Origin of the sequence: Guyparkeria sp. SCN-R1 (assembly GCF_003932495.1) — a bacterium.
Classification (GTDB): Bacteria; Pseudomonadota; Gammaproteobacteria; order Halothiobacillales; family Halothiobacillaceae; genus Guyparkeria.
Genome location: NZ_QZMT01000008.1, coordinates 16,278 through 37,277 on the forward strand (window position 1 = coordinate 16,278; position 21,000 = coordinate 37,277).

A 21,000-nucleotide genomic window follows, 5' to 3' on the forward strand; every position below is an offset into this window, starting at 1 on the left:
AGAAGCGTTGCCAAGTCCCCGGCATCCGGTCTGTCCCTTCCGTTTCGTGTTCGCCAGCGAACTCGGCACTCCCCGTGCTGGTGCACTAAGCTGCACATCGGTTGTACAAGACATGTACAATAACGATACAAAAACGCCGATCTTGACCCCCTGCATCTGTCGGGAGCGAGGCGGCCGGGAGGAATCGAAGATGTTCAATCGTCGTCTGCACAACGAACTGGCCGAGTGCCAAATCCAGCTGCGCCAGCGAAATGCCGTGTTGGATGCGGTGCGTGGCTCGGTCGCCTACATCGAGTTCAGCCCGGACGGCCACGTGCTGGACGTCAACGAGCGCTTTCTCGAGACGGTGGGCCGCTCGCGCGGCGAGGTGGTGGGGGCAAACCACCGCCTGTTCTGCGACCACGATTACGCCGAGTCGACCGCCTATCGACGTTTCTGGGACATCCTGCGCAGCGGGGAGTCGCACTCGGGCACGTTCCCGCGGGTGACGGCCGGGGGCGATCGTCTCTGGCTGGAAGCGACCTACTTCCCGGTCAAGTCGGCGGATGGCCGGGTCGAACGGGTGGTCAAGATCGCCTCGGACGTCACCGAGCGTGCCGAGGAGCTCCGTGAACACGAGGCGATGTTCAAGGCGCTGGATCGATCCATGGCGGTGATTTCGTTTACCCCGGACGGCACGATTATCGATGCCAACCGCAATTTCCTCGACACGGTGGGCTACACGAGCGACCAGGTCCGCGGCAAGCACCATCGCCTGTTCTGCGACGACGCCTTCTATCGCGAGCACCCGGACTTCTGGTCGGAGCTGGCCGGCGGGGCGTTTCGGTCGGGCAAGTTCCGACGTTTTCGTTCCAACGGACAGGAGGTCTGGCTGGAGGCGACCTACAACCCGATCCTCGACGAGGACGGGCGCGTGGAGAAGGTGATCAAGTTCGCAACAGACATCACCGAGTCCGTGCTGGCGGCCGAGCAGACACGCGATGCCTCGTCGGTCGCGTGCTCCACCGCGCAGCAGACCGCCGACATCGCCGCCCGGGGTGCCGATTCGCTGCGCACCTCGATCGAGACCTCGGAACAGATCCGCGAGTTGATTGCCGAGGCCAAGGCGGTGATCGGTAATCTCAACGATGAATCCAAGAACATCGAGACCATCGTCGCCACCATCAGTGCCGTGGCCGACCAGACCAACCTTTTGGCGTTGAATGCCGCCATCGAGGCCGCGCGGGCCGGTGAGCAGGGGCGCGGCTTTGCCGTGGTGGCCGACGAGGTGCGCCAGCTGGCCGCGCGCACCAGTGCCGCCACCGGCGAGATCGCCGAGGTGATTCGCGGCAACCTCGACTACACCGGCGATATCGTGCAGCGGATCGAGAACGCCAGCCGGGTGGCCGATCTGGGTCGAGAGCAGGTGCGCTCGGTCGAAGCGATTGTCGAGGAGATCCGCGAAGGCGCCTCGCACGTTCTCGATTCGGTGTCGTCCATCCCGCGCGGCTAGTCGATACCGGGTCGCGAACATCTCTGCATCCCCCGGGTCATGGTGACCCTGCCTTCCGGGCTGTTGTTGCCACCGAGTGCCTTCCGGTGAGTGTTGCAAAACGGCAGTGCGTTTGACTCGCACGAAAGTGGTATGGCGTGGTTCCTTTTAACGATGAACTATGCTCGGCCTTTGGCAACCACGAGCGATCACGGACGGAGTTTGCCGTTGCGCCATCCGGGAGGGATAGCTTGCCGATTCAAGAATCGATCGCGAGACGGAATGCGCGTCACTGGGTCACGCTGGTGTTGGGCCTTGTCGGTTATGGCCTGCTTGTATTGAGCTTTTGGCAGGGGTATCGGGAACTCGAGCATACGACCACGCAGAAGGCCTTGAGCCACCTGCATGCCGAATACGAGGCCTGGGCCGACTGGCAAGGGTTACTGGCCGACCAGATCTATGAGGATCGGCTGCAGCGAGATCAAGTCACGGACATTCTGGCCGAGGCTGCCAACACGACCGATACCAAGCGACATTCGTTGCTTCGGGAGCGCCTGTCCCACGCGCTCGAGGACCTTTACCCGCGCCTGCAGGAGAAGGGGGTCCGGCAATTTCACTTTCATCTGCCGGGTGCCGTCAGTTTCCTCCGTTTCCATCGGCCAGACCGTTTTGGCGATTCCCTTTGGGATGTCCGGCCCAGCCTGCGTCTGGTGAACGAGCGGAAGGTGCCCATCTCCGGTTTCGAGGAAGGTCGTCTCTTCAACGGGTTTCGGCACGTCTATCCCCTGTTCCACGATGGCGAGTTTGTCGGCTCGGTGGAGGTCTCGTTCTCGTTTCGCGCCGTGCTGGACCATCATTCCGAGTTGGATCACGGGCTTTATCGGCTTTTGGTCGACCGGGCCCTGGTCCGCAAAAGGGGTTGGCAGGAGCAAACCTCCAAAAACTACCTGGCATCGGGGCTCAATTCACAGTTCGAGGTCGACTTATATGCCGACCTGGTGTCCCTTCCCGATCTCACCCCTCCTGAATACGCATGGCTCGTCGACAGCCTGCCTGCTTACGACCAGCAACTTGCCTCTAGGGTGCAGGCGCGCATGGCCGAGTGGGAGGCGTTTGCCCTGACCGTGGGCCAACCGCGGCCCTTGGTGGTGTCCTTTCTACCGATCCAGACCATCGGGGGAGAGTGGGGAGCGTACATCGTGCGCTATGAACAAGCGCCCGGGATGGGGCGTGAATGGGGTTACCTGTGGTTCAAGATCCTGTTCACGGGTGTACTTCTCTTGGTCGCTATCGTGCTGGTGGTAAACCTCGACCGGCGGGAGACGCGTTTCGCGCGCGAGCGGGAGGCGCTGCTGGCCTCGCTCCAAGAGCGCGAACAGAGCCTCAAGGAGGCTCAGCAATTGGCTCACGTCGGTAACTGGGAATTTCGGCTGCCCTCGGGTCAGGTTCAGTGGTCGGATGAGATATATCGGATATTCGGTTACGAACCCGGCGAGATAACACCAAGTTACGAGCGTTTTCTCGAGGCGGTTCACCCCGCCGACCGGGAACGCGTCCGGGCGGCGATCGAGGGCGCGCTGACCAGCGGAATACCCTACAACGTCGAACACCGCATTTATCGCAAGAACGGCCGTGTCCGCTACATCCAGTCCCGGGGGCAGGCTGAGCCAAAAACCTCTCCCTGTCGCCTTTACGGGACCGTCCAGGACCTTACCGCGCGCCGCAAGGCCGAAGAGGAGCGCCGTCAGGCCGCGGCCATCATCGAATCCACCCACGAAGGGATCATGGTGACCGACGAGAATGGGCTGATTCTCCGGGTCAATCCCGCGTTCACCGACTTGACGGGTTACGCCCCGGATGAATTGATCGACCGCCCTGCGTCAAGCTTGTGTGTGGACCAGCCCGGGGAATTGCGTTGCGAGGATATCTGGAAGGAGCTCGAGCGCGACGGGGCCTGGGAGGGCGAGATCTGGCAGAAACGCCGAAGTGGCGAGCCGTTGCCCATGCGTGTGTCGCTCACGTCGCTCAGCTCGGAGTGGGGGGCAACCCATTACGTGGGAGTGCTTACCGACATCTCGTCGTTCAAGGCGCGCGAAGCGGCGATGTGGCGGAGTGCTCACCATGATGCGCTTACCGGCCTGCCTAACCGGGTGTTGCTCCGTGAGCGGATGTCGCGAGCCATCAAGGAGGCCCGGCGCCACGGCGACCTGGTCGGTCTGCTCTACATCGATCTCGATGAGTTCAAGCCGGTCAACGACACCTGGGGGCATGACGCGGGTGATTATCTGTTGTCTGAGGTGGCCAATCGGATGCAGGGCGTGATGCGCGAAACCGACACGGTCAGCCGGTTGGGTGGTGATGAGTTCGCCGTGTTGATCGCTCGCCCGACGACAGATGACGATGTCCAGACCGTGGTAATGAAGCTCCGGGACGAGCTGGGGCGCGCCGTGGTCTGGCGTGGCCACGATCTCAAGATCAAGCCGAGTATTGGGGTGGCGCTCTACCCGGACGACGGTGAGACCGCAGAAGAGTTGCTCAAGGTGGCCGATCGTGCCATGTACGAGGAGAAACGGCGTCACAAGCAGGCCGAAGAATCGGGGGCGTCCGAGACTCGTCGTTAACGTGAGGCGACATCACGCTTACCTGGGCTGTGCCGGTGGCGTTTTTTGCCGGTTTGTTCGGGTGGTCGCGAGTTCGCCCGATTGTAGTCGTGAGCGGTGTCCTAAAGCGCCTGGAGGCGGACACCTCGTCGCTGCCCCGACCACGTCCGGTGTCGGTTCCGGTTTTGTGGGCATGTTATAAATTCGCTTGTATTCCCTCCTCCCGATACGAGCTCTGGATGAGGGGCGTTCATCAACCACGGACGACGGATGCCGCAGACTCAAGCACCCATCAGGCGCCTCTACCTTCGCCACGCGCTGGTTTTCCTGACCGTGCTGGTGGGGTTTTCCGTGCTGGTGTGGACGTTCACCGACTCACACCGTGAACTCAAGCGTTCGCTCGGCAAGGAGGCGTTGAGCCACCTCGTCATGGAGTACGACCTCCTCAAGGGCTACCAGCGCACGCTGGCCGAGGAGGTGGTGATCGCTCACTTGCGCGCACCGGCTGTGGTCGACCTGATGCACCGTGCGGCTACCACCGAGGATCAAGCCGAGCTCGCACGGTTGCGTGAGCAATTGCATACCCGTCTCGTGCCTGCCTACGAACGGATGAAGGGCAACGGCTTTCGCCAACTTCACTTTCACCTGCCCGGTGCGGTGAGCTTCCTGCGCTTTCACTTGCCGGGGTCGTTCGGCGATGATCTCTGGGACGTGCGCGCCGGCTTGCGACTGGTCAACGAGACCCGGCGCCCGGTCTTCGGTTTCGAGGAAGGGAGGGTGTACAACGGCTTCCGGCATATCTACCCGTTGATGCACGCGGGCGAATTTGTCGGTTCGGTTGAGGCCTCGTTCTCGTTTCGCACCTTCCTGATGCATCACGTCGACCCCGATGCCAGCCTTTATCGCTTGATCCTGCCGCGCTCGCTGGTCGATTCGACGGTCTGGGGCGAGGCCCGCGAGCGTTACTACGCGAGCACGCCGCTCCCCCCGGAGTTCTTGCGTGACCAGGAAGCCGACCCCTTCAACAATCCCGGGTTGTTGCCACCGGCGGGCAATTGGACCTCAGACGAGATTGACGCCCTCGAGGCGACTGTTGCCGAACGCGCCGCCGGGAAATTGGCCGCGGGGCGACCGTTCTCGCTGGTTTCACTGGACCCAAGCCCGGTGGTTATCTCGGCCCTGCCAGTTGAGAACACGCTGGGTGATGCCTCTGCGTGGGTCTTGCGTTACCAGCGCGTCCCCGAGGTGGCGACGTCCTGGCGTTGGATGTGGCTGAAGATAGGTGTTGCGCTGGGGTTGCTGCTGCTGGTGCTGGGCACGTTGCTGGTGCTCGATCGCCGCGATTATCTCGGCGATCGGCTGCGAGCACGTTTGCTGGCCGATCTGCACGACGAGCATCAGCGGCTCGAGCAGGCGCAATGGATCGCCCGGCTCGGCAGTTGGGAGTCGGACGGGCCGGAGGGCGAGATCCAGTGGTCGGACCAGATTTACGACATCTTCGGTGTCTCGCCGAATACCTTCCGTCCCACCCACGAGTCGTTCATGGGGCTGGTGCATCCGGCCGACCGCGAGCGCGTCGAGCAGGCCACACGTCGTTCGTTTGCCACGGGCGCACCGTATCTAATCGAGCATCGCGTCCTGCGCCCGGACGGGGAGGTGCGGCATGTGATGGAACGGGGCGTGATCGAGGTCGGCGAGGACGGTCGACGGCAGATGATCGGTACGGTTCAGGATGTCAGCGAGCAGCGCGCGCTGGCGGAGACCCGGCTGGAGTCCGAGGCAATCATCGAGTCGGCCCACGAGGCGATCTTCGTCTGTGACACCAAGGGGCATCTGCAGCGTTGCAACGCATCGTTCCTGCGCCTTGCCGGCGTGGACCAGACCGAGGCCAAGTCGTTGACGGTCCGCACGGTCTTTCGGGCGACCGGCCGGGAGGATGGGGTCGATTTCGAGGCCGCCTGGCGCGAGGCCCGCGAGCAGGGTTATTGGGAGGGGGAGCTGTCGTTGATCGACCGGCAGGATTCGGACACCCCGGTCCGGCTATCGTTGACCGCCTTGACGCTCGACTGGGGCGAATGGCGAATGGTGGGGCTGTTCAGCGACATCTCCGACATCCATGACCGCGAGCAGCGCATGTGGCACCGCGCCCATCACGACCCGCTGACCGGCGCGGCCAATCGGGTGCTGTTCTACGAGCGCCTCAATCGGGCGATTGTCGAGGCCGAGCGTCATGGCGACCTGGCGGCAGTGCTTTATCTCGACCTGGATGGTTTCAAGCCAATCAATGACACCTACGGCCACGATGTCGGCGACCACATGCTGGTGACCCTCGTGCGCCGGTTGCAGGAGGCGACCCGCGAGACGGACAGCGTCGCCCGCCTGGGTGGCGATGAGTTCGCGGTACTGTTGGTGCGCCCGACGGATGCCGACGATGTCCGAAAGGTGGCGCAGAAGCTGCGCGACGAGGTCGGGCGGCCTGTGCTGGTGGAAGAGGGCACGCTTCGCGTGGCGGTCAGCATTGGCTCGGCGGTCTATCCGGCGGACGGCGTGACCGCCGATGTCTTGCTGCAGGTAGCCGACGAGGCCATGTACCAAGAAAAGGCCCGACGACGCCAAGACGCAGCCGGGCCCGACTTGAGCTGATCCCGAGCGGAACCAGCGATCGATCAGCTGCCGTTGGGCGGCGTGGCGCTGATGCGGTGGATCGACAGGTCGGCCCCCTCGAATTCCTGCTCCTCGGTCAGGCGAATGCCGACGCTGCGCTTGAGCAGCCAGTAGACGAGAAAGCCGCCGGCTAGCGCGATAGAAACGCCCACCGTGGTGCCGATCAACTGCGAGACCAGGCTTACGCCGCCCATGCCGCCGAGGGCCTCGAGCCCGAAGATACCGGCGGCAATCGCCCCCCAGGCACCGCACAGGCCGTGCAATGGCCATACGCCCAGGACGTCGTCGATCTTCCAGCGGTTCTGGGTGACGATGAAGGTCGCGACAAACATGGCACCCGCGATCGAGCCGATCGCGAGCGCACCGAGCGGGTGCACGATGTCCGAGCCGGCGCAGATCGCGACCAGACCCGCCAGCGGCCCGTTGTGGACGAAACCCGGGTCGTTGCGACCGACGAACAGGGCGGCGAGCACGCCGCCGACCATTGCCATCAGCGAGTTGAGCGCCACCAGCCCCGAGACCGCCTCGACCGACTGGGCGGACATGACATTGAAGCCGAACCAGCCCACGGTGAGTATCCAGGCGCCCAGCGCGAGGAACGGGATGCTCGACGGCGGGTGGGCCGCCATACCGTTCTTGCCGTAGCGCCCGCGGCGCGCCCCCAGTAGCAGCACGGCGGCCAGCGCGATCCAGCCGCCCATGCCGTGCACCACCATCGAGCCGGCGAAGTCGTGGAAGCCCGCGCCGAAGGTGGATTCCAGCCAGCCTTGCAGGCCGAATCGGCCATTCCAGACCATGCCCTCGTAGACCGGGTAGATGAACGCCACGATCAGGAAGGTCGCTGCGAGCACCGGGTAGAATTTGGCCCGCTCGGCGATGCCGCCGGAGATGATCGCCGGGATGGCCGCCGCGAAGGTCAGCAGGAAGAAGAACTTGACCAGCTCGTAGCCGTTGCCGACGCTGAGCTCGGCGGCCGCGGCGTAAAAGTCCATGCCGTAGGCGATCGAGTAGCCGATGAAGAAGTAGGCGATCGTCGCGACGGCAAAGTCGCCGATGATCTTGACCAGGGCGTTGACCTGGTTCTTCTCGCGCACCGTGCCCACCTCGAGAAAGGCGAAGCCGGCGTGCATGGCCAGCACCATCGCCGCGCCGATCAAGAGAAAGAAGGTGTTCGCACCGTCCTGAAAGGTTTCCATCGAAGTCTCCCGTCTGAGTTGTTGCCTGCACCATGAGCAGGAACCGTTCCATGGCCGCATGCCGCATTACGGGGCACTCGCCCCACGATGATTGCCTATCTCTGGTGCAGTGATGCCCATGGGCGCACAACCGGGGTGCAAGGCACGCGGCCAAGCACTGTTCGGCCGTGCATTGACTAAGCTCAGCTGACCTCGTGTTCCATGACGGTTCCCGACGGGGGTGACCGATGACCGATCCAGACCAGAAGGCCCGTCGCGAGACGATGGTGGACAATCAGGTGCGTGCCCGGGGCGTTCGATCGCCGAGGGTGCTCGAGGCGATGCGGCAGGTGCCACGCGAGGCGTTCGTGCCAATGGATCTGCGCGAGTTCGCCTACGACGACACCGCGCTGCCCATCGCCGCCGGTCAGACCATCACCCAACCCTGGATCGTCGCGATGATGATCGAGGCGCTCGACCTCAAGGGCGGCGAGCGGGTGCTCGACGTCGGTACTGGCTCGGGCTACGCCGCGGCGGTGCTCGCGCGGATCGCCGGTGAGGTGTACAGCATCGAGCGCATCGGCGAGCTCGCAAAACAAGCGAGTCGCGCACTGCTCGACCAGCGGCTTGTGAATGTCGAGGTGCGTGTGGGTGACGGGTCGCTGGGCTGGCCTGAGGCCGCGCCCTTCGATGCGATCATGGTGGCCGCGGCGAGCCCCAACGTCCCCGACGGGCTCAAGCGCCAGCTCGCGGTTGGTGGACGATTGGTGATCCCGGTGGGCCCAGACGAAAGCGCACAGGAACTGGTGCGGGTCACGCGTCTGGGCGAAAACGAGTATCGCCACGAAGACCTGGCCGATGTGCGATTCGTCTCCCTGCTGGGTGAGGCGGGTTGGGACGAGGCGAGTGCGCGTCCACGGCGGGGGTTCGGGCGGCGCGCGATCTCCGAGCGGGATCGGTCGTTGAGTCGCCGTATTGCCGACGTGGCCGAGGGGTTCGAATCGGTCGACGACCTGCCGCTCGCGGGCCTGCTGGATCGCATCGGCGCCTCGCGACTTGTGCTGATCGGCGAGGCCTCGCATGGCACGTCGGAGTTCTATCGGGCCCGGCAACGGATCACCCGGGCACTGATCGAGGAGAAGGGCTTTGATTTCGTCGCCATCGAGGGCGACTGGCCCGACACCGCCCGCATCGATCACTACGTGCGACACGCGGAGTACCCGCCTTCCGAATGGACCGCCTTCGCCCGGTTTCCCACCTGGATGTGGCGCAACGAGGAGGTGCGCGGGTTCGTCGACTGGTTGCGCGAGCACAATGCCGATCGGGCGCCCGCCGATCGTGTCGCCTTTCACGGCCTGGACCTTTACAGCCTCTACAACTCGATTGCGGCGGTACTGGAATACCTCGACGACGTTGATCCCGAGGCCGCGGCCGTTGCCCGGGAGCGCTACGGATGCCTGACACCGTTCGAGCCCGACCCGGCCGACTATGCCCGGATGTCGCTGAGCCCGGGCTATGTCGGCTGCGAGACCCCGGTGGTCGAGATGCTGCGCGACCTGCAGCAACGGCACCGCCAGTACGCCGAGCAGGACGGCGACCGCTTCCTCGACGCGGTACAGAACGCCCGTCTGGTCGCAAATGCCGAGGAGTACTACCGCTCGATGTTCTACGGCTCGCGCAGTGCCTGGAACCTGCGTGATGGCCACATGTTCGAGACCCTCGAGGCACTGCTGGCCCATCACGGCGAGGGCAGTCGGGGCGTGATCTGGGCACATAACTCGCACGTGGGCGACGCGCAGGCCACCGACATGTCGCGCCGGGGCGAATTCAATATCGGCCAGCTGTGCCGGGCGCGTTTCGGCGATGCCGTCTACTCGATCGGTTTCGGCACCGACACCGGCACGGTGGCGGCCGCCTCCAACTGGGACGAACCGATGGAGATCAAAACCCTCCGCCCGGCACTGCCCGACAGCTACGAGCGTCTCTGCCACGAGAGCGGCCGGTCCGGTTTCCTGTTGCCGTTGGGGAGGGGCGGTGACGCCCAGGTGCGCCAGGGCCTGGCCGAGCCACGCCTGGAACGGGCGGTCGGGGTGATCTACCGCCCGGAAACCGAGCGTGCCAGCCACTATTTCCACGCCGAATTGCCCGCGCAGTTCGACGAGTACATCTGGGTCGACCGCAGCCGCGCGGTCACGCCGCTCGACAGTCGGGAGCTCGAGGGTGCCCCCGACACCTATCCGTTTGGTATCTAGACTGCACGTCGGGTTTTACGTCATCAGGAGACAGCATGAAATCGATCGAACTCGGACTGGAGTGGTTTGTTAAGGAAACTCTGCACGAATGCCATGCCACTCTGGCTTGGCGAGTCGTTCGTGATCAAGGCGCGATGTCGCCGGCGTGCCGGTGGCCACGTCAAGACATCGCAACGCGGAGCACGGGCGACTCGCCAAGCCCCGCAGGGCGCGCCTTGAGCCGGGCACCTGCTACGTTGTCGTCCTTGGAAAGAGAATGACTCTTCCGCGGCGGACGAACGCCTTGCATCTGCCCGGCTCAAGGCACGCAGAGCGGTATGGCATTCGTGCAGAGTTTCCTTGACCCCGACCGCCTGCCGTTCATCGCCGGCATCGAGAAGGGCTGGTTTCGCGATGCGGGGCTGGATCTGACGTTGATCGAGCCCGAAGGCCACTATGACGGTCTCGCGGAGGTCGCCCAGGGCAAGCTGGCGTTCGCCTGCAACGAGCCACTGTACATGATCGACGAGGCGCGCCCGGGGCTGCGGGCGCTGGGGTGTTTCTTCGAGACCGAAGGCGGGGTGATGCTGACCCCGGAAGGCGAACAGGCACTAAAGCGCGGCGAGACGATTCGGGTGGCCTCACCGGTGGCCGGCGAGGTGACGGATGATCTCGCCCGTTTGATCGTCGCGCGCTGGTGCGAACGCGAGGGTATACGCTTCGAGTCGTCGCAACTGCAGATCGAGGCGGCCGGTTTCGAGCACCTGAAGAACCTGCAGGCGGGCTTCCAGGGAGCGTGGCTATGTTTCGCAAATTTCGAAGGGGTCGAGGCCCGCGAGCTGGGCGTGGCCGCGCGATTGATCTCGAGCGTCGAGGTGGGGCTGCCCAACTTCTCGGCGCTTGAGTTGTTCACCGGCGAGGCCTTCCAGCGGGAATATCCCGAGGTGATCGAGGCGGTCACGCGGATCGCCTCGGAAGGGGCAACGCTCTGCCGCGAGGACCCCGACGAGGCAATGCGGCTGTGGTACCGCCACAGCGGCGAGGCGCAAAGCGACCTGATGGACGCGATTGTCCTCGATACCTGCTACCGCCTGGTGGCCCCGGTCGTACCAGACGCCGAGCGCTGGCGGGAGATGTGGCAGCAGTTCCAACGCCTGGGCCTGTCCCAGGTGGATCAAGCCGGCTACGAGGCGATGTTTTCCCCCGTCTGACCCGGTGACCCTCAGAACGTCGACAGGCCCGTCGCTTCCATCAGGCGGTAGCGCCAATAACGCCACCGCGAGTCATCGGCGTACTCGGTGAAGGGCAGGCTGTGGCGTTCGCCGTTCTCGTTGGACCAGCGGGTATCGAAAAAGCGGCTCGCGGCCTGCAGTGCCGGGTGGCCGGCGGGGGCCTGCCAGTCGACGTTGGTTTCCATGTTGAAGTTGTCGAGATTGCGACGGGTGAAATTCGCCGAGCCTAGTAGCAGACGGGCCGAACCGTCGGCCTTGTGATGGAGCAGCAACTTGCTGTGACACTGCTCGCCGTCGGTATCGCACCAGCGCACCTCCATGCCTGCGCGATGGAGCTCCATGCCGACCGGGCGATTGGGAATGCCGCTTTTCGTTCGCCCGAAGGCGTCGTGGTTCGGATCGAGCAGGGCGCGCAGTTTCACCCCGCGCTCCGCGGCACGCTTGAGCGCCTCGATCACCTCCCGATGCGCAAGGTAGAACATCGCCAGGTCCAGCCGCTCGCCGGCCTCGGCTGCTTCGATGATCGCCACGGCGGCTTCACGGATGCGGGCCTCGGTGAGCACGCGCAAGCGCCCTTCGTTCACATCAAAATAGTCCCCGCGGGGCGGCGAGGGCAGGGTGAAGGCCCGCTCGGCCCCCGACAGGCTTGCCGCAGCCTTCTCCGTTGACAGCAGGTCCAGGGCCGCGGGACCGGCAAACCGCAGCGCCACGTTGCCGTGACGGCTGCTCGCATCGTGCGGATTGGCCGAGGTGACCAGCCCAATCCAGTTTTCTCCCCGGTCGGCGATCACGGTCTTGCGATGGTTGGCCTTGAAATTGAGCAGCCGCATCCACGCATCGAAGGTCGAGGCGCGGTCCTCGGCCAGGGGGTTGGGTAGCCAGCCGGAGCCGGGCTCGCTCTCAAGCCAGCGGCAGCATAGTCGCCATAGACCGGACCACAGGGCATTGGGATCACGTAGTCGGTCCAGGTCGGTGGTGATAACCCGCACGCCGGCAGAGCGCAGTCGTTCGAGGTGATCGGATTCGATGCTGCCGTAAACGGTGTTGACCGGGTCGGTAATCAGCACCGTATCGAAATCCGTCTGGCGGCGCTGCTGCTCGACCAGTGCCGTGGTCAGTTCGGCCGAAAGCGGGCGATGACCGTCGCTGGCCTGGCCGGCGAAATCGTTGAACAGGAACATGTCGAGCACGAGCAACTCCCGCGCCCCGGCCACCATGTCCGCTATCGCATCAAAGATCTCCTGGTCGCTGACGCGTTTGCCGTTGGGGGCGGTGTAGGTGGTGTCGGCAAGGAAGGTCACGTCCTCTGCCGGCACCCACGGGGTGGCGACATCGAGCCCGCCCGGCATCGGCTTGTAGACGTGCCAGGTGCCGACGATCAGCCAGGCGAGCAGGCCGATCGACAGCAGGACCATCAACGTGCGTTTGCCGGGGCGGTAGCGGTTATGACGCATGGGGTTGTGCTTCGGGATGGGGCGGGAGTGTCGCGTGGCCGTCGGGTTGGCCGGTCGCTGCCTGGAATCCTACACGCAACGCGTGGCGCGGCGCAGGTGAATGCACCCCAGGTATCGCCGCGACGCACCCATTGAAGCGGCGGGAGAGGTGATAGTCACTCGCTATTAAAGTGCGGTGAAAAATCAATTTGCAGCGGGTGCGTGGGGAGCCTAAGTTGGTGAACTGACGCCAGTGTCGTGAGGCACCCATCGAATGACGCAGGCGGGAAGGCGTCGGACGGATGGTTGTAGGCATAGCAGTTTTCCCGGCGGGTTCGCTCGCTGGGACATTTCGCATGAGCGAATCCGGAGAGCCGGCCGTTGAACGGTTGGCTTCCGCCGAGACCACGAGGAGAAGGAAATGGGCGAGAACGCGAACGCAGGCAAATGTCCGGTAATGCACGGCAGCCGTACCAGGATGGGCGGTGGCGGCGGTGGCGCCACGGATTGGTGGCCGAACCAGCTCAACCTCGGCATCCTGCATCAGCACACCCCCGTGTCGAACCCGCTGGGCGAGGATTTCGATTACGCCGAGGAGTTCAAGAAACTTGATCTCGAGGCGGTGAAGAAGGACCTGGTCGACCTGATGAGCGACTCGAAGGAATGGTGGCCGGCCGATTACGGCCACTACGGCCCGTTCCTGATCCGCATGGCGTGGCATTCGGCAGGCACCTACCGTACCGCCGACGGCCGTGGCGGCGCATCGACCGGCAATCAGCGCTTCGCGCCGATCAACAGCTGGCCGGACAATGCCAACCTCGACAAGGCCCGCCGCCTGCTGTGGCCGATCAAGCAGAAGTACGGCAATAAGCTCTCCTGGGCCGATCTCTACATCCTTGCCGGCAACATGGCACTCGAGTCCATGGGGCTCAAGACCTTCGGCTTCGGCGGTGGACGCAAGGACATCTGGGCGCCGGAAGAGGACATCTACTGGGGTGCCGAGGAAGAGTGGCTGGCCACCAGTGATAAGCCGCACAGCCGTTACTCCGGTGATCGTGAACTGGAAAACCCGCTCGCCGCCGTGCAGATGGGCCTGATCTACGTCAACCCGGAAGGCCCGGACGGTGAACCCGATCCGCTCGCCTCGGCGCACGACATCCGCGAGACGTTCGAGCGCATGGCGATGAACGACTACGAGACCGTCGCCCTGACCGCCGGTGGCCATACCTTCGGCAAGGTGCACGGCGCCGGTGATGCCGCGCACGTTGGCCCGGAGCCGGAGGCCGCGCCGATCGAGGAGATGGGCTTTGGCTGGAAGAGCAGCTATGGCAGCGGCAAGGGCCGCGACACCATCACCAGTGGCCTGGAGGGGTCCTGGACACCGACGCCGACCAAGTGGGACATGACCTACCTCGACGTGCTGTTCGGTTACGACTGGGAACTGACCAAGAGCCCGGCCGGCGCTTGGCAGTGGAGGCCGAAGAATCTCGCCGAAAAGGATCACGCCCCGGATGCCGAGGACCCGAACAAGCGGGTCGGCATCATGATGAGCACCGCCGACATGGCGATGCGCGAGGACCCGGAGTACCGCAAGATCGCCGAGCACTTCCACAAGAACCCGGAGGAGTTCGCCGATGCCTTCGCCCGGGCCTGGTTCAAGCTCACCCACCGCGACATGGGGCCGAAGGACTGCTACCTCGGCCCGGACGTGCCGGACGAGGACCTGATCTGGCAGGACCCGGTACCGCCGGTCGACCACGTGCTGATCGACGAGCAGGACGCCGAGGAGCTCAAGGCGGCCATTCTGGACAAGGGGCTGACCGTGCGTGAGCTGGTCTATACCGCCTGGTCCTCGGCCTGCACCTTCCGCGGCTCGGATAAGCGCGGCGGGGCCAACGGCGCACGCATTCGCCTGGCGCCGCAGAAGGATTGGGAGGTCAACGAGCCCGAGCAACTCGCCCGCGTGCTCAAGACCCTCGAGGGCATCCAGAAGGAATTCAACGACGCGCAGTACGGTGGCAAGCGCGTGTCACTGGCCGACCTGATCGTGCTGGGTGGTGCCGCGGCCATCGAGCTGGCCTCCTGGGATGCCGGTTACCCGGTCGAGGTGCCGTTCGCGCCGGGTCGTGCCGACGCGACCGACGAGCAGACCGATGCCGATTCCTTCGACCCGATGAAGCCCGAGGCCGACGGGTTCCGCAACTACCGTCGCGCGAAGTTCACCGTCTCCGACGAGGAAATGCTGATCGACCGCGCCCAGCTGCTGGGCCTGTCGGCTCCCGAGATGACCGCCCTGGTCGGCGGCCTGCGGGTGCTGGGCGCGAACCACGGGGAGAGCAAGCACGGCGTGTTCACCGAGGAACCGGGCACCCTGACCAACGATTTCTTCGTCAACCTGACCGACATGGACACGGTCTGGAAGCCCACCGAGGCGGACGAGGACATCTACGAGGGGCGTGACCGCAAGACCGGCGAACTCAAGTGGACCGGCACGCGCGTCGACCTGGTGTTCGGTTCCAACTCGCAACTGCGGGCGATCGCCGAGGCCTATGCCCAGGACGACGCCGGCGGGCGGTTCGTGCATGGCTTCGTCGCGGCATGGAACAAGGTGATGAACGCCGGACGTTGCGATCTGAACTGACCGAGGGCAGCGGCGGGGTCGGCGGAGATCCCCGTCGGTCGACGCCTGAATCGCCAAGGCCATCGATCCTCGGATCGGTGGCTTTTTTTGTTGCCGAGAAAGGAGCGGGCCGAACGGCCGGTGATTAGCCAGGCGATCTCGGTTGGGTCTCGTCGGCTTCCGAAGAGCCCGTCGGGTATGCCGGCCCGGTGGGTGCCTCCTGGTCCTCGGTGGCCGACGGGGTCGGGGCCCCGGTCATCTCCATCACGGCATCGTCGCGATAGGTGTCGGTATCCTCGACGCCACCGGCTTCGTCCTGGTGCTGGTAGAGCTGCTTGCGCAGCCGGCGGGTGTACTTGGCGGCCTTGTAGGCCTGGTCGACGATGCGCCGGACGTGGCTCAGTTCGTCCAGTCGGGCGACCATCTGACGTACGGGCAGCCGGTCATCGGCACCGGCGCGCAACAACAGCGCCTTGAGCGACTGATAGTCGTCGGCGAAATCCTTGATCGCCCGCTTGATCGGCTTCATCTCGAAGCCCTCGGTGTCCGGGTCGGCCAGGGCAAGGAAATGCGCGGTCTCGCGCCGGAATTCGGTGAGTGCCTCGCTGATCGCCGGGTCCGTGGGGGTCGACAGCGTGGCCTCGAGCTTCGCAACCTCTTCGACGTGCTCGACGATATCGCCGTAGTAACGGCCGATGCGCATGGCCAGGGGAAAGCCGTCGGCAATCGAGGCGGGTATCTCGCCATACTGGGCCCGGTTGCTGAATTCCGCGGTGGCGAGGATCAGCCGGTCGACGATCGCGCGGTCACGGCGCAGGCGCTCGATGGCCGCCGAGCCTTCCATGCTGATCACGTCGCGGGCGCCCCGACGGGCGATCTCGCCGATGCGTTTCAATTCCATGTTCAGCGCGTCGAGAGCCAGGTCCGGCGTACTGGCGATGTTGCGGTCGAGATGGCGCGGTTGGCCTTCGTCCTCCTCGGCGCTGCGGAATCGGCGTTCGAGGAATTTGACTAGCCGGGGCGTCAATGGCCAGAAGATCGCCATGCCCAGCAGCTTCGTGGTGGTATGGAAGATGGCAAGCGAGGTGGCCGGCCCCGGCTCGAGGCGCATGAGCTGGGCGGCGTGTGCGACCAGCCAGAGCAGGGCGGGCAGCCCAACGAACGCCACGATGCCGACCACCACGTTGAACAATACGTGGGCCATCGCGGCCCGTTTGGCCGAGGACGTGGCGCCGATGACCGCGAACAGGGCGGTGGAGGTGGTGCCGACGTTCGCGCCGATCACCATGGCGGCAGCCGAAGTCAGCGGGATCAGGCCGGTGCCGGCCGCCGTGAGCGTGATGGCGAGCGACGCACTGGAGGAATTCATCACCACGGTCATGATCACGCCAATGGCCGCGAACATCAGCAGGCTCCACACACCGTTGCCGGTATGCGCTGCCAGATCGAATCCCTCGCCGAAATCACCGAAGCTCGCCTTGAGTACATCCAGGCCGAGAAAGAAGATGCCGAAGCCGGTGAGCGCGTCACCGAGGTAGGCGCGCCGCTTGCCCTGACCGGTGACGCGCAGCAGCATGCCGATGGCCACGGCGGGGAGGGCCAGGGCCTGCAGGTCGACCTTGAAGCCGACGATCGCCACCAGCCAGGAGGTGGCGGTGGTGCCGATGTTGCTGCCGATGATCACCCCGACGGCCTGGAACAGCGTCAGCAGCCCTGCGTTGACGAAACCGACCGTGGCAAAGATCACCGCGGAAGACGATTGCACCACCGCCGTGATGCCGATGCCCGAGATGATCCCGCGCGGGGTGGTGGCCGTGCCACGGGCCAGTATCTCGCGCAGCGCGTCGCCGGCGGCGACCTTGAGGCCATCCGTCATCAAGCGCATGCCCAGCAGGAACAGGCCGACGCCGCCGAGGAAGGTGAGTGCCAGATGGAGATTCATGTCGTTCATGATAGCCATCTGCCGTGGCGATGTCGGTGGCCGAGGTCACAGCTGTCGCGAGCAAGGCTGGCGGGCAGGCCGGGTGCTAGACTCCGATCCCCGATTTCACCACCGTGATCGGCTGGGCGTCCGCCAATCCACGGGCGGCCAGCCGATGGTCGAGCCCGAGAGGTTGTCCATGCCCCGTCGTACCGTCCTGATGCCCCTGCTGCTCGCCGGCATGGGCCTGACCACTCTGCTTAGCGGCTGTCAGGCCGAGGTCGAGGCCGAGCTCGAGATCGGCGATATCCTCGAGCGCGAGACCCATGGGCTGTTTGCCACCAGCAAGGTGCGCACCGAGGATTGCGACCGCGGCAGTCGCAGCGTCGAACGCGAGGGCAGCGCGGGCTGGACCACCTGGGTGCTTTCCGGCGTATTCCCGGACACGCGCTATCGCGGTTGCCGCGAGCTCGAGGCGGGGGCCGAGACGACATTTCGCAACATGATCGTGTTCGATGCCATGCCGGGCGAGGCCTTGAGCGGCCTCTCGCACGTCAATATCAAGCTCCACGAGCAGACCCTGTCGGTGGGTTTGCCGCCGTACGTGCAGGGCAATATCGAGCGGGTTCAACGACAGGTGGGTCTCGAAACAATGCCAACCGTGACCGCGCGTATCGAGTTGATAAACAACAGTGATACGTCATTTGGGTATCGTCTGGCCAACTACTCAGATGATGGATCAACGAGTTGGGGTGAACGTCGAGAGTTGCCGGAGAGTTCGCGGGTGACGCTGGAATTCCCCACGATGATGGCTGACAAGGTATTGAAGGGTGCGAATGCCCCCCTGTTGAAAATCGATCCCTGATCCTTGGCAGTTCATCGTTATTGAAATTTTGGCAACGACGAGTTGCTTATTGACCCATGAAAAAAGCCCTTGCCTGAAGGCAAGGGCTTTTCGCTGGGATCGGTAAACGATTCAGAAGTGCATGGTGATGCTCACGCTACCCCGGTGCTCGTCGTAGTCATCGTTCGCGAGCGTGCCGTCGTAGTTGACCGACACGGTCATCGGCTGCCCCCAGCCCGTGAAGCCGGCATCCAGACCGACGCCAGCGCGGACGTAGTTGTCGTCGCGGCCGTCGATTGGCGTGGAGAACGGCAGGGTGCCGCCGGTGAAGTTCGTCCCGACCGTAGTGCCCTCATCTTCCAGTTCCTTGACCCAGTGGAGTCGGGCGTTCGGTTGGATGAAGCCACCGTTGTCGAGCGCGATCGGCATGGCGACTTGCCCGCCGAGCCAGATGGTGCGTGACTCGAAGTCCATGTCCTCGACGGACATTGAGAGCACGCCTGCGCCGTTTTCTTCGTAGCCGTCGACCTCGAGGTCGAGGTACTGGAAACGGGCGCTCGGACCGGCGATGAAGCGACCAATCTCGAAGTTATAGCCGCCATCGAGGGTGAAGCTCTTCTGCTTGCCGTCGGTGCTGCTCTCGGCCAATTCGTTGTACGTGCCGAAGGCGATGCGGCGATCGTTGTCGTAGTCGAGCCAGGAGTAGCCGAATACCGCGTCGGCAAACAGGCCGGTCGCGCTGCCGTAGGAGCCATAAATCATCGCGGTAGTGCCGTCGACATCCAGGTCGCCCCGGTTGTCGTTGACGCTTCCCTCGTTCTCACCGTAGCCGATAGCCGCACCCACGCGCGTCTTGTCCGTGACGCGGTAATCGCCGCCACCGGTGAGTGCGTAACCGTTGTAGTCGGCGCCGGCACCGTTGGTGGTGTTGTCGATGTCACCGGTGGAGACCGAGCCGGAGAAGAACACCGAGAAGCGTTCTGTAATCTCCATGCTGTTGCTACCGCCTGTGCCCGCCATCAGGCCGGCAAGGCCTTGTGCGGAGGAATCGGAGGAGGCCAAGCGGACAGCGCTGATGTCCTCGACCGACGTGGCGCTGGCATTCATGTTGCCGCTGGTGGTGCCGGCCGGCATGACCATGCGCCCGTTGTTGAGGTGCTTGAGCACCATCTCGATCTGGTCACGTCCCATCAGGAAGGACTGGGTGCCGAAATTGCGCAGGTAGCTCGTGCCCGCGCGTTCCAGCGCAGTCTGCTTCTCGGCAACGGTGCCAAGCCCGTTGATCTCGGCAATGACATTCGCGAACTCCGGATCGGCGTTCATGAACACGATTTCACTGCTGTCGAGCGACGAGGCTACTGCGAACTGGTAATCCGAGCCGGCCGCTTCCACGATCGGGTTAAACAGAGGGATGAAGCGCATGGTGAACTGCCCGTCGAGCACGCCGACGTCGATCGGGAAGTTCATGTTGATGTTCGACATGTCCTCGACGTCGCCTTCATAGGTGCCGACGTAGGCATCACCCATTGCCGCTTTGGCATCAGCGATGCGCTGGTCTACCTCGGCTTGCGTAAGGGTGTCGCCGTTCTCGTCCAACCAGGTGTCGCTGCCGGGTGCCTTCCAGACGAGCAGGTCATCCTCGGATGCGGTGTCGGTGTCTTCGATGAACAGGCCCGTGGGAACCTGGCTCCGGTCGAGGATGGAGTCACCTACGATGCGGAGGTAGTCGGGGCCGAGCGCTTCGGTCATGTTCGCGAAGGTCACGGTATCTCCGTCGACGCTTACCGTGAGCTGGTCATTATCTTGGTCCGTGTCGAAATAACCTTCTTCGGGGGAGGGCTCATCGGCGGTTTGGGCGCAACCATAGCCGAACAGGCCGCAAGGAACGTTGGCGCGGGTTTGCAGGGTGCCTTCTTCCGTGATGCCCACGGGGAGATCGGACTGGCTGGCCGGGGTGAAGTTTGCCCCAGTGCCAGTACCCACTACGACCTTGAAGCCCGTGATCCGCGCACCGGTCTGGTTGGTGACCTTGCCGATGTTGTTGTAAACCGTGGGAGTCGGGTCGGCGGTGGCAGCAGTCGTGAAGACGGCGTCGAAGGCACCCCTTCCCGTCAGGTTGGTTTTGTAGCGCTTGCTGGAACGGGGTTCCGCAGCGCAATCCGTGGTGTCGGTAAAGGCACTGAGGTCACGGCTGGACATTGAGACAGTTGGCCGACACGCTGCCGCCGCCGACGATTCCATCAACCGCATCGTAGTTGCTCGGCTCAGGCGTGACGGCCTTGATCCCCGGCTCCATCAGGCCGTCATCTTCATCAACCAGGAAATAGCCATCCCCAGAGGAGTAGTCCAGCTTGAGAATCTGGTCTGCCGAGGCTTGGGCGCCCCACGCGGCGCAACCCAGCGCAATGCATGCTGACAGGGTGCTGCGGCGGAATGATTTGATTGTTTTCATGATCCTGTGACTTCCCTTGTTTCATGAATTAAAAGAAACTCGTAATTGCTCTTCTTCTTATGTGTCTCATCGTGGACCCAAAATCACTTATGTGCCTATAGAATTGTTTCGTGATAGTTGGCGAACCGCTTATGCGTAAAGGAAACGCCCGATGGCGGGGCGTGAAATGCCCTAATTAAGGGGCGAATATGACGTTTGCGTGACAGTGCGCCACGCAAACGGTCAATTTTTCGCTTTTTGGTGTGGCCTGCCGACAACACGATGAAGTGAGCTTTTCAGCGCTGCATGGACGACCGTGCGCCACGAAAGTGGCGCGGGGTGGAAGTCAGGGTATGGCCGTGGCGTTTTTTCGGTTCG

Annotated in this window: 12 protein-coding genes; 7 read left to right on the forward strand and 5 right to left on the reverse strand. The window is 64.0% G+C overall.

What is annotated here, in order from left to right:
* The first annotated feature begins 190 nt into the window (after nt 1-190).
* The 3 genes from D5687_RS06045 (at nt 191) to D5687_RS06055 (ending at nt 6,714) form a co-directional block, all read left to right on the forward strand.
* Nucleotides 191-1,492 carry a PAS domain-containing methyl-accepting chemotaxis protein gene (locus D5687_RS06045; protein ID WP_125198877.1) on the forward strand — a complete coding sequence of 434 codons (1,302 nt, stop codon included), beginning with the start codon at nt 191-193 and terminating at the stop codon, nt 1,490-1,492.
* Between the two features lie 230 nt (nt 1,493-1,722).
* Nucleotides 1,723-4,092: a diguanylate cyclase domain-containing protein gene (locus D5687_RS06050; RefSeq protein ID WP_158611777.1), complete on the forward strand. Its 2,370-nt coding sequence runs from the start codon at nt 1,723-1,725 to the stop codon at nt 4,090-4,092.
* Nucleotides 4,093-4,341: 249 nt separating this feature from the next.
* Entirely contained in the window at nt 4,342-6,714 is a 2,373-nt protein-coding gene (locus tag D5687_RS06055) for a diguanylate cyclase domain-containing protein (protein ID WP_125198879.1), read from the forward strand.
* A gap of 23 nt (nt 6,715-6,737) precedes the next feature.
* Here D5687_RS06055 and D5687_RS06060 read toward each other — a convergent pair whose 3' ends face one another.
* A complete protein-coding gene (locus D5687_RS06060) occupies nt 6,738-7,931 on the reverse strand; it encodes an ammonium transporter (protein WP_125198880.1) in 1,194 nt (397 codons plus the stop codon).
* A gap of 227 nt (nt 7,932-8,158) precedes the next feature.
* On the opposite strand from D5687_RS06060, the gene D5687_RS06065 reads away from it, so the two are divergent.
* On the forward strand, nt 8,159-10,162 hold the full coding sequence (locus tag D5687_RS06065) for a protein-L-isoaspartate(D-aspartate) O-methyltransferase (protein WP_125198881.1): 2,004 nt from the start codon (nt 8,159-8,161) through the stop codon (nt 10,160-10,162).
* Nucleotides 10,163-10,479: 317 nt separating this feature from the next.
* Nucleotides 10,480-11,352: an ABC transporter substrate-binding protein gene (locus tag D5687_RS06070; RefSeq protein WP_125198882.1), complete on the forward strand. Its 873-nt coding sequence runs from the start codon at nt 10,480-10,482 to the stop codon at nt 11,350-11,352.
* A gap of 11 nt (nt 11,353-11,363) precedes the next feature.
* Here D5687_RS06070 and D5687_RS06075 read toward each other — a convergent pair whose 3' ends face one another.
* On the reverse strand, nt 11,364-12,827 hold the full coding sequence (locus D5687_RS06075) for a phospholipase D-like domain-containing protein (RefSeq protein WP_125198883.1): 1,464 nt from the start codon (nt 12,825-12,827) through the stop codon (nt 11,364-11,366).
* A gap of 400 nt (nt 12,828-13,227) precedes the next feature.
* Between D5687_RS06075 and katG the strand changes: the two genes are divergently transcribed.
* On the forward strand, nt 13,228-15,447 hold the full coding sequence (katG, locus tag D5687_RS06080) for a catalase/peroxidase HPI (protein ID WP_125198884.1): 2,220 nt from the start codon (nt 13,228-13,230) through the stop codon (nt 15,445-15,447).
* Nucleotides 15,448-15,571: 124 nt separating this feature from the next.
* On the opposite strand, the gene D5687_RS06085 is transcribed toward katG, so the two are convergent.
* Nucleotides 15,572-17,377 carry a Na/Pi cotransporter family protein gene (locus tag D5687_RS06085; protein WP_158611778.1) on the reverse strand — a complete coding sequence of 602 codons (1,806 nt, stop codon included), beginning with the start codon at nt 17,375-17,377 and terminating at the stop codon, nt 15,572-15,574.
* A gap of 169 nt (nt 17,378-17,546) precedes the next feature.
* On the opposite strand from D5687_RS06085, the gene D5687_RS06090 reads away from it, so the two are divergent.
* On the forward strand, nt 17,547-18,212 hold the full coding sequence (locus D5687_RS06090; RefSeq protein ID WP_125198886.1) for a hypothetical protein: 666 nt from the start codon (nt 17,547-17,549) through the stop codon (nt 18,210-18,212).
* A 111-nt stretch (nt 18,213-18,323) separates the two neighbouring features.
* On the opposite strand, the gene D5687_RS06095 is transcribed toward D5687_RS06090, so the two are convergent.
* Both D5687_RS06095 and D5687_RS06100 read right to left on the reverse strand, forming a co-directional pair.
* Entirely contained in the window at nt 18,324-20,390 is a 2,067-nt protein-coding gene (locus D5687_RS06095) for a choice-of-anchor F family protein (protein WP_158611779.1), read from the reverse strand.
* Complete coding sequence (locus tag D5687_RS06100; RefSeq protein ID WP_125198888.1) at nt 20,377-20,643, reverse strand: hypothetical protein; 267 nt, start codon at nt 20,641-20,643, stop codon at nt 20,377-20,379. The genes D5687_RS06095 and D5687_RS06100 overlap by 14 nt, the downstream gene beginning before the upstream one ends.
* Nucleotides 20,644-21,000 lie beyond the last annotated feature (357 nt).

What these genes read in the sequence shown, in the direction of transcription:
- D5687_RS06045 (WP_125198877.1), top strand. Translation starts at nt 191, where the DNA reads ATGTTCAATCGTCGTCTGCACAACGAACTGGCCGAGTGCCAAATCCAG.
- D5687_RS06055 (WP_125198879.1), top strand. Translation starts at nt 4,342, where the DNA reads ATGCCGCAGACTCAAGCACCCATCAGGCGCCTCTACCTTCGCCACGCG.
- D5687_RS06060 (WP_125198880.1), bottom strand. Translation starts at nt 7,931, where the DNA reads ATGGAAACCTTTCAGGACGGTGCGAACACCTTCTTTCTCTTGATCGGC.
- D5687_RS06065 (WP_125198881.1), top strand. Translation starts at nt 8,159, where the DNA reads ATGACCGATCCAGACCAGAAGGCCCGTCGCGAGACGATGGTGGACAAT.
- D5687_RS06070 (WP_125198882.1), top strand. Translation starts at nt 10,480, where the DNA reads ATGGCATTCGTGCAGAGTTTCCTTGACCCCGACCGCCTGCCGTTCATC.
- D5687_RS06075 (WP_125198883.1), bottom strand. Translation starts at nt 12,827, where the DNA reads ATGCGTCATAACCGCTACCGCCCCGGCAAACGCACGTTGATGGTCCTG.
- katG (WP_125198884.1), top strand. Translation starts at nt 13,228, where the DNA reads ATGGGCGAGAACGCGAACGCAGGCAAATGTCCGGTAATGCACGGCAGC.
- D5687_RS06085 (WP_158611778.1), bottom strand. Translation starts at nt 17,377, where the DNA reads ATGAACGACATGAATCTCCATCTGGCACTCACCTTCCTCGGCGGCGTC.
- D5687_RS06090 (WP_125198886.1), top strand. Translation starts at nt 17,547, where the DNA reads ATGCCCCGTCGTACCGTCCTGATGCCCCTGCTGCTCGCCGGCATGGGC.
- D5687_RS06095 (WP_158611779.1), bottom strand. Translation starts at nt 20,390, where the DNA reads ATGTCCAGCCGTGACCTCAGTGCCTTTACCGACACCACGGATTGCGCT.
- D5687_RS06100 (WP_125198888.1), bottom strand. Translation starts at nt 20,643, where the DNA reads ATGAAAACAATCAAATCATTCCGCCGCAGCACCCTGTCAGCATGCATT.